Source organism: Sphingopyxis sp. GW247-27LB, assembly GCF_002277025.1.
In the GTDB taxonomy this organism is placed as follows: Bacteria; Pseudomonadota; Alphaproteobacteria; order Sphingomonadales; family Sphingomonadaceae; genus Sphingopyxis.
The window spans coordinates 325575-338187 of sequence record NZ_NIWD01000009.1; the positions used below are offsets into that span (position 1 = coordinate 325575).

At 60.7% G+C, this 12613-nt stretch carries 11 protein-coding genes and 3 pseudogenes; 5 read left to right on the forward strand and 9 right to left on the reverse strand.

Features of this window, described 5'->3' with window-relative positions; genetic code table 11:
* From CD928_RS13945 to CD928_RS13970, 6 genes and pseudogenes are all read right to left on the reverse strand, one after another.
* A partial coding sequence (locus CD928_RS13945; protein WP_095387702.1) for an ATP-binding protein occupies positions 1-478 on the reverse strand: 478 nt, incomplete at its 3' end.
* Positions 465-1346, reverse strand: a pseudogene (locus tag CD928_RS13950) (IS21 family transposase); the annotation flags it as partial. The gene CD928_RS13945 and the pseudogene CD928_RS13950, both read right to left, overlap by 14 nt.
* Positions 1347-1350: 4 nt before the next feature.
* Positions 1351-1632 (reverse strand): annotated as a pseudogene (locus CD928_RS13955) (IS21 family transposase); the annotation flags it as partial.
* Between the two features lie 26 nt (positions 1633-1658).
* Positions 1659-2234 (reverse strand): annotated as a pseudogene (gene istA / locus CD928_RS13960) (IS21 family transposase); the annotation flags it as partial.
* Between the two features lie 531 nt (positions 2235-2765).
* A complete protein-coding gene (locus tag CD928_RS13965; RefSeq protein WP_095387703.1) occupies positions 2766-3482 on the reverse strand; it encodes a TetR/AcrR family transcriptional regulator in 717 nt (238 codons plus the stop codon).
* A 2-nt stretch (positions 3483-3484) separates the two neighbouring features.
* Complete coding sequence (locus CD928_RS13970) at positions 3485-3805, reverse strand: putative quinol monooxygenase (protein ID WP_095387704.1); 321 nt, start codon at positions 3803-3805, stop codon at positions 3485-3487.
* A gap of 206 nt (positions 3806-4011) precedes the next feature.
* Between CD928_RS13970 and CD928_RS13975 the strand changes: the two genes are divergently transcribed.
* The 5 genes from CD928_RS13975 (at position 4012) to CD928_RS13995 (ending at position 10295) form a co-directional block, all read left to right on the forward strand.
* Entirely contained in the window at positions 4012-5088 is a 1077-nt protein-coding gene (locus CD928_RS13975; RefSeq protein ID WP_095387705.1) for an IS5 family transposase, read from the forward strand.
* A 308-nt stretch (positions 5089-5396) separates the two neighbouring features.
* Positions 5397-6116 carry a FadR/GntR family transcriptional regulator gene (locus CD928_RS13980; RefSeq protein WP_217983766.1) on the forward strand — a complete coding sequence of 240 codons (720 nt, stop codon included), beginning with the start codon at positions 5397-5399 and terminating at the stop codon, positions 6114-6116.
* Between the two features lie 188 nt (positions 6117-6304).
* Positions 6305-8722, forward strand: coding sequence for a 5-amino-6-(D-ribitylamino)uracil--L-tyrosine 4-hydroxyphenyl transferase CofH (gene cofH, locus CD928_RS13985; protein WP_095387707.1), 2418 nt, complete (start codon positions 6305-6307; stop codon positions 8720-8722).
* Entirely contained in the window at positions 8719-9384 is a 666-nt protein-coding gene (gene npdG, locus CD928_RS13990) for an NADPH-dependent F420 reductase (protein WP_095387708.1), read from the forward strand. The genes cofH and npdG overlap by 4 nt, the downstream gene beginning before the upstream one ends.
* Positions 9385-9413: 29 nt before the next feature.
* The gene (locus CD928_RS13995) at positions 9414-10295 is read left to right on the forward strand and encodes an amidohydrolase (protein WP_095387709.1); all 882 of its coding nucleotides are present in this window, start codon (positions 9414-9416) and stop codon (positions 10293-10295) included.
* A gap of 39 nt (positions 10296-10334) precedes the next feature.
* Here CD928_RS13995 and CD928_RS14000 read toward each other — a convergent pair whose 3' ends face one another.
* From CD928_RS14000 to CD928_RS14010, 3 genes are read right to left on the reverse strand one after another with little or no spacing between them, the layout of a single operon-like run.
* A complete protein-coding gene (locus CD928_RS14000) occupies positions 10335-11228 on the reverse strand; it encodes a nuclear transport factor 2 family protein (RefSeq protein ID WP_095387710.1) in 894 nt (297 codons plus the stop codon).
* A 3-nt stretch (positions 11229-11231) separates the two neighbouring features.
* A complete protein-coding gene (locus CD928_RS14005; RefSeq protein WP_095387711.1) occupies positions 11232-11729 on the reverse strand; it encodes a nuclear transport factor 2 family protein in 498 nt (165 codons plus the stop codon).
* Positions 11729-12538, reverse strand: a complete 810-nt coding sequence (locus tag CD928_RS14010) for an SDR family NAD(P)-dependent oxidoreductase (RefSeq protein ID WP_095387712.1) — start codon at positions 12536-12538, stop codon at positions 11729-11731. Before CD928_RS14010 ends, CD928_RS14005 begins: the two co-directional genes overlap by 1 nt.
* Positions 12539-12613: the final 75 nt, after the last annotated feature.

Genomic DNA, 12613 nt, shown 5'->3' on the forward strand with positions numbered 1-12613 from the left:
GCCGCGACAGCTGCGCCGCCAGGGTCCCGCCCTTGCCGATCCGGGTCTCCTCTTCGAGGCGTGTCACCAGATCGACGGTGTTGAAGTAGCGGGCGCGAGCGCCCCTTCGCACGACATTGGCGGTGATCGCGATGGCGAGGTGGGTCTTTCCTGTCCCCGTGCCGCCGACCAGCACGATATTGCGGCGAGGCGGGAGGAAGGAACCGTCATGAAGGGAGCGGATCAGCTCCTCATTGATCGGCGTGCCCTCGAAGCTGAACCGCTCCAGGTCCTTCACCACGGGCAGCCTGGCGGCCGTCATGCGATAACGGATGGAAGCGGCATCCCGGTGGGTCGCCTCGGCGCGAAGCAGATCGGTCAGTATCTCCATGGTGGTGCGCTTGCGCTGGAGGCCGGTGGTGACGGCCTCGTCGAACGCAGCCGCCATGCCCTTGAGCCCGAGGCCGCGCATCGTGCCGATCATATCATGCCGCTGCATCATAGCCTCGCAGCAGATCATAGCGCGCGCAGTCGGCAAGCGGAGGATGCCGCAGCATCCGGTCTTCCGAGGTAACGATGCTGTGGGGCATCGCCGGCTCGCGGCGCCGGGAGAGGATGTTGAGGATCAGCTCGTCGCTGGCCGTGCCGCTTGCCAGCGCTTCGCGCACGGCAGCCTCAACCGGTTCCAGGCCATCGGTGAGCACCGCCGAGAGGACCCGCACGAACCTGCGATCCGCCTCGTCCCCGGTACCGAGCCTTCGCCGTAATCGATGCAGCGCGGGCGGCAGATCCCAGTCCTGGAACGGGGCGCCGTTACGCAGCGCGCCGGGCTTGTGCGCGAGGACCGGCAGATAATGCCAGGGATCGTATATGGTGCGGTTCCGACCGAAGTGGCGCTCATGCTCCCCGACGATCGCCTCGCCGCAACGTATGACGATGCGATCGGCATAGGCGCGCACCTGGACGGTCCGGCGTGCGGCCGTCGACATGACCGAGTAGCGGTTACGATCGAAGCTGATGAGGCAGGTGCCGGTGACCGCATGCTCGCTCTCATGGAAGCCGTCGAACGGCGCCAGGATCGGCTGCAGCGCCGGTCGCTCCATATCCAACGCCTCGGCGACGGTAATATCCCCGCGTTCGGGATGGGCATGATGCTCGGCCCAGCGTCGGCACTCGGCCTCCAGCCACCCGTTGAGCTCGGCGAGGCTGGCGAACCGGAGCCGCGGCTGGAAGAAGCGGCCTCGGATCGTCTGGACCTGCTGCTCGACCTGGCCCTTCTCCCATCCCGCCGCCGGCGAGCAGGCGGTCGGCTCGACCATGTAATGATCGGTCATGATCAGGAAGCGGCGGTTGAACACACGCTCCTTGCNCGACCTGGCCCTTCTCCCATCCCGCCGCCGGCGAGCAGGCGGTCGGCTCGACCATGTAATGATCGGTCATGATCAGGAAGCGGCGGTTGAACACACGCTCCTTGCCGGTGAACACGGCCGTCACCGCCGTCTTCATATTATCGTAGATGCCGCGTCGCGGCACACCGCCGAAGAAAGCGAACGCCCGCGCATGAGCGTCGAACAGCATCTCCTGACCCTCGCGCGGATAGGCCCGGACATAGGGTGCACGCGAGGCGCAGAGGCGAACATGCGCCACCTTCACCCGCATCGGCTTGCCGGCGATCTCNGCACACCGCCGAAGAAAGCGAACGCCCGCGCATGAGCGTCGAACAGCATCTCCTGACCCTCGCGCGGATAGGCCCGGACATAGGGTGCACGCGAGGCGCAGAGGCGAACATGCGCCACCTTCACCCGCATCGGCTTGCCGGCGATCTCTACATCCTCGTGGCTCCAGTCGAACTGGTAGGCCTCGCCGGGCTGGAAGGTCATCGGGATGAACGCCGGTGCGCCTTCGCCCGCATCCTTCCGCCGCGCAGCACGCCAACGCGCCGCATAGCGGCGCACCGCATCATAAGACCCTTCGAACCCCTCGCGCACCAGCAGGTCATGGATACGCGTCATCCGCAGCCGATCGCGGCGGCCGCGGCCCTCGTTCTCCTCGAGCAGCACATCGAGCCGGTCCTGGTAGGGGCCGATCCGCGGCAGCGGCTGGACTTTGCGCTGATAGTTGAATGCCGCGTCCGGCGACCGGATCGCCTTGCGGACTACCTTCCGCGACAACCGAAGATCGCGCGCGATCGCCTTGATCGCCTTACCCGCTGCATGCTCACGCCGAATCCGAACCACTGTCTCCACTATCAACATCCCGTTCTCGCCAACTGATCAAAACCAGTCGGCCACCTAAATCCCCGGGATGAAGGGGTCCTTTTTGCACGCCGATCACCCCACGAAGGGGGTGCCTATTGCACGCTGATCCTCACTCGCGCACAAAACTTCTGACAGGCCCGCAGATCGGCGACAATCTGGCGGCGGTGCCTCTGTCCTGTTTGTGGGGGTGAACGGCATAAGGTGGAGCGCGACACCAAGCGACGCCTAGATCTGCCATGCCAATGGTGCTGCGGCTAACCGGATTCGGCTGGGCGCGAGCAGAAAGCAGCGGCTCAAGCCTGCCGTAGCCATAGTGCACGTGGGGACCGGCCCGCTCATATATATCCACTCGTCGCCGATCCTGCGACGGAAATGAAATCCTGTTGCGATAGGTCAGAATTCGCATTCTTTAAGGCCAAAAACTCTAACCGCAATTAGTCCAAAATTCAGGTGGCAGAGCAACGTCACTTAAGTTTCACGGTCAGAAAATCCAGCTCACCACTTCGACGGCACCACGAGCTGGCGACATCAAGTTTTATCGCGAGATGATTTTCTGGAGACTGCGACAGTTGCCGGCTCAATGTTTGGCGAGGCTGGAGGATCGGCGCGTCGGGCTGCGCTAGTCGCGCGGAGATTCAAGATCTGTTTTTCTAGGTTTCTGAGGACGGGTTCGATCATTTTCTGGCTCATGCTTTCGGTGACGAGCGCTAGAGCCATGCCCTGCAGCGTTATCTGCGACAGCGAAAAGGCAAGATCAAACTCTTCTGTTGCGTCTTCCCATTCCGGATAAAGTTCAATAGCTTGACGATACCAGCGTTCGGAATATTCGCGCTGGAGCGGCAACAATATCGATGCGAGATTCTGATCGGTGCGCGCCGCCATCGCCAATTCGAGAAATGCGGTGAAGTTAGGCGACGTGAACTGGTCCCAGCTCTGATGGACGATCTTGGAAGTCTGCTGGTGGTCGAATTCCTTCGCGCGGCGCACGTGCGACTTGAGGCGGCGCTGATGCAGTTCCTCCGCCGTCGCATATATCAGCGCCGCAGCATTCTCGAAGTGATGCATCATCGCGCCGCGTGAAACGTCGGCTTCCTCAGCAACCTTCAAAGTGGTAGTGCGCGCATATCCATATTTGACAAGACAGCGCACGGTAGCATCGATTATCCTAGCCCGCGTGGTCGCGCTTTTGATAGCTTGTCGGGTCACACCGTGGGTCCGCAGTTTTCTTGTCTCATTTTTCGACATTGTCAGAAAGGCAGTCCCTTCGCGCCTGTTACAGGAATAAGCTGGTATCGCTCGGGAGGTGCCCCCAGCAACTCGGGAAGCCGACCCCGCAAGGCATTGATAGCGTCAGATTCGCCATGAATACGCTGTGCGTCGGCGTTTTCATAGAGTTCATAAACCGCAACGCCTTCCCCACGTTCGCTGGAAACCTTGTGAAAGGCATAAACCAAAGTTCCCCTCTCGCGGTTGACTACTTCGGCCATAGATTGGACTTCCTCCATTAGCGCCCTCGCTTTGTCAGGTGCGGCCCAGAAGATGATAAATAGGCCGACTTTTTCAGGCATCGATTACTCCACTGCTTTGAAAGGGTTTCCTTTTCCGCCTTTGCGGATCATCGGACGCGACATTTTAGCGGCTCCTTAGATTACAATCACAAATGACCGTCAAGTTCTTATTGGAAGGTCAATAAATTGGATGGTTCGAAAAACCTATGGCGCTGGGCGCAATGATCTGATTCTACCGATCTGACGGATTGGAGAGGGAGCATGGCTTGGATCAGCGGGGATTTTTCGATGTTGAGGATCGGCTTTCCCGGCTGAGTGACCTTGGGGATCAACTGGAAGGCTTTTCCCGTGCGGTGGACCTTGAGCAGTTCCGGCCTGATCTGGAACGGGCGCTCGCTTATTCGGATGGCCGCAAGGGTGGGCGCCCGCCGATCGATCCGGTGCTGATGTTCAAGGTGCTGGTGATCCAGACGATCAACACTCTTTCGGATGAACGTATGGAATATCTGATCAACGACCGGCTTTCATTCATGCGCTTTCTGGGTCTGGGGCTGTCGGATCGCGTTCCCGACGCCAAGACGATCTGGCTGTTCCGCGAACGGCTGACGAAGGTCGGGGCGATCGCAACGCTGTTCGAGCGGTTCGATGCGATGCTGCGGGGCGCGGGCTATATCGCGATGTCAGGGCAGATCCTCGACGCTTCACTGGTAGCCGCGCCGCGCCAACGCAACACCAGTGCCGAAAAGGCTGCGATCAAGGCCGGTCGCATCCCGGAGCACTGGAAGGACAAGCCGGCGAAGCTCTGTCACAAGGATCGTGACGCCCGCTGGACGCTGAAGTTCACCAAAGCGAAGCCGAGGGATGACGGCTCGATGCCGACGATGGACCTGGCCATCCCGGCATTCGGTTACAAGAATCACATATCCATCAATCGCCGGTTCCGGCTGATCCGATGCTGGAAAGCAACCGACGCCAGCGCGCATGGTGGCGCTCACTTGCGAGAGGGGCTGCTCGACCGCAGCAACACCGGTTCAGATGTCTGGGCAGATACCGCCTATCGCCCAAGAGCAAATGAGCGCTTCATGGAGCGCTATGGCTTCGTCTCCAGGGTCCATCACAAGAAGCCGCCGCATCGCGACATGCCGCCTCGGACCCGGCGTTCCAATGCCAGAAAATCCGTGATCCGATCCCGCGTCGAGCATGTGTTCGCCGATCAGAAATCGCGCATGGGCCTGTTCGTTCGCACTGACGGCATCAAAAGGGCAGAGACGAAGATCGGTCTTGCCAACCTCGTCTACAATATCAGGCGCTTCCTATACCTCGAACGCATCAACGCTACCTGAGCAGACCGCGAAAAGGGCCTGGGGTGCCGACAAACCGGAAACCCGAACCACCGCTCACCAGGTTCAACGCTCAGTGGACCGCTCTGCGCGCCAATAACGCGTTCTTCGATCCGTCCAATTTGCAAAATAGGTGGATTTTCTGATTATTCGCTTACGAGAAATCATCATGATTGATCGTTTTCCCTAGCAGACGGCGGCATTGCAACTGTGGCATTCCAAGGGTCGGATTCGACCGCAAGCGGTTTCGCTTGCATGGAATTCAAAAGCATCTGATCGTAATGCGATTGCCGCAGGGGAATGGATTCATAATGACGACGAATAAGAAACGGGGATCGAAAATTGCGGAGGCGGTTGCCCGCGAGATACTGACGCAAATCTGCGAGGGCGGGTTGAAGCCTGGGAACCAGTTGCCGGGTGAGGCGCAGATGCTGGAAGATTTCGACGTTGGTCGCGGTTCGCTTCGCGAGGCACTACGGATTCTGGAAATCCACGGAATTATCCGGATAAAGGCGGGCCCGGGCGGCGGGCCGGTTGTCGTGGGCACCACAACCGGCGACTTCGGGCGCATGGCAACGATGTTTTTTCAAGCGGGCGGAATGACATTCCGTGAGGTCATTGATGCCCGACTTGTTCTTGAACCGATGATGGCGCGACTGGCCGCAGAGAGGCGTCCGGTCAAGATGCTACAGCAGCTTTCCGAAACCAAGACCGAAACGGGGGACGACAGCGCCTATCTCCGGTCTAGCGAAACATTCCATCGCATGGTCGCGTCGATGTCGGGCAACCGCATACTCAATCTGATCAGTCATGCCATGGAGGATATCTTCCACGATCGCGTTTCTGGCCTGTTGTTCCCGCCCGAGCGGAGAGGCGACGTCGTCGATGCTCATGACAATATCGCCGACGCCATTTCGGCTGGTGACGGCGCGCGCGCAGAACGGCTGATGCGCGAACACATGGTTGATTACGCTCGCTACGTGGAAGCGCGCCACCCCGCGCTGATGGACGAGATCGTGCTGTGGCATTGAGCCGGCGGACGACAGCGCTCCATTCATGGCGCCGATCCCGCAAGCCGAGCGTTTCCGCGTCCTGCTAGATCGCGTCGTTTCTCAACCGAGTTATATTGCCACCTTGCCAAATATGCGAAGGAATGGCAAAACGGTTCTATGATAATCATATGTATGAATTCAAACGCGTCCCGATGGGGTAGTCGGCGATGCGGGTAAATCCTCAAGATCGGGCTTCATTTCTCGAACCGACCGTCGCCGATCTTCGCGCCGAACTTCTCGAGAGCGAACTGCCGCCGCTGCTCCAAAAATCAGATCGGTTGCGAGAATTTGGTCATGGGTCAATCCAGACCTATTCCCCAAAGGTCTTTATTCCGCTGACCAAACTGTGCCGAAATGTCTGTCATTATTGCACATTCGCGCATCCGCCACGAAAGGGACAAAGAAATTATCTGACGCCCGACGAGATACTTTCCATCGCCGAAGAGGGACGCGATCTCGATTGTCGCGAGGCATTGTTCACGCTCGGCGACAAGCCCGAACGCCGCTTCGCGGCGGCACGTGATGAATTGAATGCGCTGGGCTATACTACGACGATCGACTATCTGATGGCGGCGTGCCGCCTCGTAGTCGAGCAGACGGGCCTGCTGCCGCATGTCAATGCCGGCGTGGTGAGCTATGAGGAAATGCTCGGACTACGGGCCGTTTCTGCATCACAGGGGCTTATGCTGGAATCACTGTCGTCGCGCCTTTGCGAGCGTGGTGGACCGCACTATGGATCGCCCGACAAGCATCCCGCCGCCCGGCTGGCGACAATTGCCGATGCCGGACGGGCGCATATTCCCTTCACCAGCGGCATTCTCATCGGCATCGGCGAAACGCGCAGCGAGCGGCTTGATGCACTTTTTGCGCTTCGCTCACTCCACGCGCGCTATGGCCATATTCAGGAAATCATCGTCCAGAACTTTCGCGCCAAGCCCGGCACGCGAATGGCGGACGCGCCGGAGCCGAGCCTTGAGGACTTGCTATGGACGATCGCATCGGCGCGCTTGATCTTTGGCCCTGACATGTCGATTCAGGCGCCTCCGAACCTTAGTCCGGGGACGCTTGGCCGACTGCTCGATGCCGGGATCAACGACTGGGGCGGTGTCTCGCCAGTGACGCCCGATCACGTAAATCCCGAAGCGCCGTGGCCCGAACGCGACCGACTTCGCCATGACAGCGAAGCGGCGGGCAGAATATTGACGAAACGGATGACCATCTATCCCGCTTATGCGAAGCGTGCCGAGCTCTGGATCGATCCGGCCATGCGCCCCGCCGTATTGCATCAGGCCGACGCGGACGGTCTGGCGCGCCCCGATGCCTGGAGCGTGGGAAGCCAGACGCCATTCAATGCGCCGGCAAGAGTAGCCCACAGCGGCGTCCGCAAATCGGTCACCGACGCTCTGGCGGCGATCACTGATGGCACCGCACCCAACGAGGCCGCGCTGATCGCGCTGTTCAGCGCGCGCGGCCGGGAATTCGACCAGGTTTGCGATGCGGCGGATGCTTTGCGCGCGCGGACCTGTGGCGACACCGTGACCTATGTCGTGACCCGCAACATCAACTATACCAACGTCTGCCAATATGCGTGCAGCTTTTGCGCCTTTTCCAAGGGCCGCGGGCGAACGTCGCTCCGCGGCTCGCCCTATGACCTTGATCTTGCCGAAGTCGGGCGCCGCGCGGCAGAGGCCTGGGCGCGCGGCGGGACCGAAGTGTGCATGCAGGGGGGTATCCACCCGTCCTACACCGGCGACACCTATTTGCAGTTGCTCAAGACGGTACGCGAGGCCGCGCCCGGCCTTCACGTCCATGCTTTTTCCCCGCTGGAGGTCAATCATGGCGCGGAAACGCTGGGCCTGCCGGTCGCCGACTATTTGGTGCGGTTGCGCGATGCCGGACTGGGCAGCCTACCGGGAACGGCTGCCGAAATTCTGGATGACGAGGTTCGTGCTGCGCTCTGTCCCGACAAGCTCACGACGGGCTTGTGGCTCGATACGGTAGCCGCGGCGCATCGTGCAGGCCTGCGCACCACCGCCACGATGATGTTCGGCCATCTCGACGCCCCCGTCCATTGGGCGCGGCACCTGCTGCATATTCGGGCGCTGCAGGCTGCAACCGGCGGGTTCACGGAGTTCGTTCCGCTGCCCTTCGTTCATGACGAAGCCCCGCTCTATCGACAAGGCAAGGCACGGCGTGGCCCAACCGCGCGCGAAGCGATCCTGGTGCACGCGGTTGCGCGTCTGGCATTGCACCCGCTCATTCCCAATATCCAGGTTTCGTGGGTCAAACTCGGCCCGGACGGCGCCCGCGCCTGCCTCAATGCCGGTGCCAACGACCTTGGCGGAACATTGATGAACGAAAGCATCTCTGCGGCCGCTGGCGCGACCCATGGACAGGAAATGAGTCCTGCCCGGATGGAGGCGCTGATCCGGTCCATCGGGCGGACGCCGCGCCAACGCACGACCCTATATGGGTCGGTATCGCGCCGACACGCAGCGCGCGCACTAGGTGCCCCCGCGCTTTCCCCGATCGTTTTAAATCCCGTCCGCAAGCGTGCGGCCGTTCAGCCGGAGACTATCGTATGACCCCCAATCCGCGCACGATCGCAATCCTCGGCGGCGCCGGCAAAGAGGGAAGCGGACTGGCGCTTCGGTGGGGTTACGCAGGCCACCGCGTGCTAATCGGCAGCCGCTCTGCCGAGCGCGCCGAAGCGGCGGCATCGGAACTGAACGCCGAACTGGCAACCGGGCCGATAAGCGGCATGACCAATGGCGCCGCGGCCGCGGCCGCCGATCTGGTGGTGCTGACCGTGCCCTATGCCGCGCAGCAGGAAACGGCCATGGAAGTCGCCACCGAACTGGCCGGCAAGATCCTTGTCGATGTCACCGCGCCGCTCAAGCCCCCCCGCGTTTCGGTTGTCCAGCTTCCCGAAGGAGGCTCCGCCGCTGTGGCGCTGCAAGAACGGCTGGGCGACATGGTCACGGTGGTCGCCGCCTTTCAGAATATTTCGGCGCATCATCTGCGCGACCTTGATCATGTGATGGACTGTGACGTGCTGGTCAGCGCCGACGACGCCGATGACGCAGATCAGGTCATTGCGCTCGTGAACGATGCGGGAATGAAGGGATGGCATTCGGGGCCACTGGCGAATTCCGCCGCTGCAGAAGCGTTAACCTCTGTCCTGATTGCCCTCAATCGTCGTTACAAGGTGCCGGGTTCCGGCATCCGCATCACCGGCATCGAATAGCCGCTCGAGCCAGACGAACGGAGGACGACATGGAAATCATTGATGCCCAGGTACATATCGTGGGCTCCAAGGATTCGCCTGAATGGCCCTGGGATGCGAACTTTGGCGCGGCGTGGGGCAATATGTCCCCGGAAATGGCCGCGAAAATCGCCAAGCATGATTCGCATTGCGACGGCGAAACGATGATTGCCGCGATGGATACTGTCGGCGTGGATGCGACCATCCTTGTCGCCACATCGCATTATGGCTGGGATGATGGGTATTCGCTGGCCGCCGCCGGCCGATATCCTGATCGCTTCAGGGTGGTTGGCCGTATCGACCCGTCACGCGACGACGTCGACGATGCGGTGGCGTTATGGAGCGATAACCCGCTGACGCTGGGGCTGCGCATACTGGCGGTCAGCGAAACCTTGCGCGCGCGTATCGAGGGAGGCGCCCACGACCGGTTGTTCGCGGCAGCGCAGGACCATGGCGTCCCGATTTGCATGAACATATCGGGATCGCTGCCGATGCTGGGGCCGATCGCCGAGCGTTTCCCCGATCTTCAGTTCGTCATCGATCATCTGGGGATGAAGCAGCCGCCCCTGCAGGAAGCCGATGACGATCGGTTCCAGCGCCTGCCCGAATTGCTCGCGCTTGCAAGCCGGCCCAACGTCGCGGTCAAGCTCACCGGCGCGCCGACGCTTTCGATGATGGACTTTCCGTACCCCGATATCTGGCCCGCACTCCATGCCATCATGGGTGCCTATGGCACCGAAAGGCTGATGTGGGGTTCGGACTGGACGCGGGTGACCGGCGTGGTCACCTATGACGAAAGCGTCCGCTACATGACCGAGTCTTGCGAAATCGGAGACGCCGAAAAGCGGCTTATTCTAGGGGCGAATCTGCGGCGCATATTTCGCTGGCAATAATCCGGCGCCGTGACAGCGACGATCGAACGATTTTCGGCTTCAGCTTTTTCGCTTGCCCACCGCGGCGTCGAACAGAATTGAATCGAAATATTGGCGAAACAGCTTGATCTTGCCCTTATCGACTTCAAAAACGGCGATATAATTCTGGATATAGGGCTCGTCCTTGCCTACCCATTTTACATGGCCGGTATATTCTACGACCACCGTCGACGGATCCTGTGTGTCGTGAAAGCAAATGCCATCGGTCATCCTGGCCCGTTCGCATTTCGTCGGAAACGGTGCGTAATTTTTAACCAGCGCCTCGCGTCCAACCACGGCTTTGGAAAAGCCTTCGGGCGCATAAGGCATTTCCTGCACCGCATCGTCGGCCCAGACGCTGTTGACGCGATCCATGTCCTTGTCTTCAAAGCCGGTCAGCAACTGCATCACCGCGGCCCGTGCCTGCTGCCGAAGGATATAGGCGTTAGGGCGAAGCGCGGCCGCAGCGCCGGCGCGTTTTGCCGCGTCGCGGCTCCCCTCTTCGCCCTGCAACACAAAGGTCTGGCCTGTCACTTTCCATGCGCCACCGGCGCGGCCCAGCTGATAGATATGACGGCCGCGCACGGTCCACAGCAGGTCATCGATCCAGTGATCGGCGACGACATCGACATCGACCACGGCGGTGTCACCGGAAACCGTCGCGACGCGGTTCGACAGCGAATGTCGGGTTCGGTCAAATCCCGGCAGATGCTTTGCCCAGCGCGTCATCAATGCCACATTTGTCGTGACCTCCGGCTTTCCGCCGTTGAGCGAGGTATAATCGCGAACCAGTGTGTCGGCGTATAATCCCTCGAGCGTGATGAAGTCGTGACGGTCGATGCACGTCACGACCGCTTCAACCAGAGTCAGGACGGCGGCTTCATCGGGTGCAAGGCGGTCGATGGCGGTGGTCATGGTTCATTGCCTCATCTGATAGGAAGGATCTTGCCGGTCCTTGCGGCCGGTGAGGAATTTCGTGCGATCGACATCGCGATCGGGAAAAAAGCGTTCGATAATCACGCGGCGCTCGGCAATCCGCCATTCTCCGTCGCGCCGTTCGTAACGGTCGAGATTCCGACCAAAGGAATCGGGCAGCGATCCCGCGTCAGCGTCCGAAAGGCGCACCGACATGTACAGTTCGCCCCAGGCGATATCGCCATCGAGGGTGAACAGCGCGTTGTCGAGAATATGCTGCGCGGGCGGCATCGTTCGCATCCGATCAAGTATCCCCGGAAAAACATCCGCCGGCGATCCCTTGAAGGTCCCATGATCGTCGATGGCGTCATCGTGGAAGCACGACAGGAGGAGGTCGAGGTCGCATCGATCGACGGCGCGACAATAGCGCAGATTCAGCTCGAGCAGTTCCTGCTTGTCGCACAAGGCAGCCAGCCGCTGTTCGATCGAACGCAGCTCCATCAGCCCGGAACGCCTCTCGCGATCAGCTTGCGCGTATCGGCGACATGCGGTTGATGAATAAGCTGGCCGCCGTCACAACAGATTGTCTGGCCCGTAACATACGCAGATTCATCGGCGGCGAAATAGGTTGCGAGCGCGGCCATGTCGGGCGGCCGTCCGAACCGCGGCGTCAGGATATGCTCCTTCATCGTCTCGATCAGATCGGCGATAGGCTTACTGCGCTCTTCGGTGAAAATCACTCCGGGGCAGATGATATTGCAGCGGATGCCATCGCGGCCGTATTGCACGGCGATATGTTCGCTCATCGCGATGACCGCGGCCTTGGACGATCCATAGGCGATCCGGGTGAGATCCCCGGCCAGCGCCGAGCCGGCCGAGGTGTTGATGATCGATCCTCCGCCCCTCGCGATCATATAGGGTATGGCGAACCGGCAGGCGAGGAACAGGCCCGTCGCATTCACGCGCATGGCCTGGTCCCAAACCTCCAGCGGGACATCGACAGCCGTCGTATCCTTGCGCATGAACTCGCTTGTTGTCAGCGCGATCGTATTGAAAAGGATGTCCAGACCGTCATCGAAATGGGCAACCGAGACATCGATGGCCTGCTTCACCGAATCCGCATCGGCCGCGTCGAGATGGACCGCAAAAGCCTTGTCCCCGAAACGGGACGCAACATCGCGGGCCAATTCGATGCGATTGTCAGCGACAGCGACGCGCGCGCCCTCCGCGACAAACCGTTCGACCGTCGCGCTCCCGATCGCACCGGCTCCTCCGGTAATGATGGCAACCTTGCCGTCGAGACGTTTCATGATCCGCTCCTTGCGTCGGGGGTGGTGTTTCATGGATTTCCGGGATGCATCACTGCATCCCATCGCGGATGGTCT

Excerpts from the sequence above, each read along its gene's own strand:
- CD928_RS13965 (WP_095387703.1), bottom strand. The coding sequence starts at position 3,482 with ATGTCGAAAAATGAGACAAGAAAACTGCGGACCCACGGTGTGACCCGA.
- CD928_RS13970 (WP_095387704.1), bottom strand. The coding sequence starts at position 3,805 with ATGCCTGAAAAAGTCGGCCTATTTATCATCTTCTGGGCCGCACCTGAC.
- CD928_RS13980 (WP_217983766.1), top strand. The coding sequence starts at position 5,397 with ATGACGACGAATAAGAAACGGGGATCGAAAATTGCGGAGGCGGTTGCC.
- cofH (WP_095387707.1), top strand. The coding sequence starts at position 6,305 with ATGCGGGTAAATCCTCAAGATCGGGCTTCATTTCTCGAACCGACCGTC.
- npdG (WP_095387708.1), top strand. The coding sequence starts at position 8,719 with ATGACCCCCAATCCGCGCACGATCGCAATCCTCGGCGGCGCCGGCAAA.
- CD928_RS13995 (WP_095387709.1), top strand. The coding sequence starts at position 9,414 with ATGGAAATCATTGATGCCCAGGTACATATCGTGGGCTCCAAGGATTCG.
- CD928_RS14000 (WP_095387710.1), bottom strand. The coding sequence starts at position 11,228 with ATGACCACCGCCATCGACCGCCTTGCACCCGATGAAGCCGCCGTCCTG.
- CD928_RS14005 (WP_095387711.1), bottom strand. The coding sequence starts at position 11,729 with ATGGAGCTGCGTTCGATCGAACAGCGGCTGGCTGCCTTGTGCGACAAG.
- CD928_RS14010 (WP_095387712.1), bottom strand. The coding sequence starts at position 12,538 with ATGAAACGTCTCGACGGCAAGGTTGCCATCATTACCGGAGGAGCCGGT.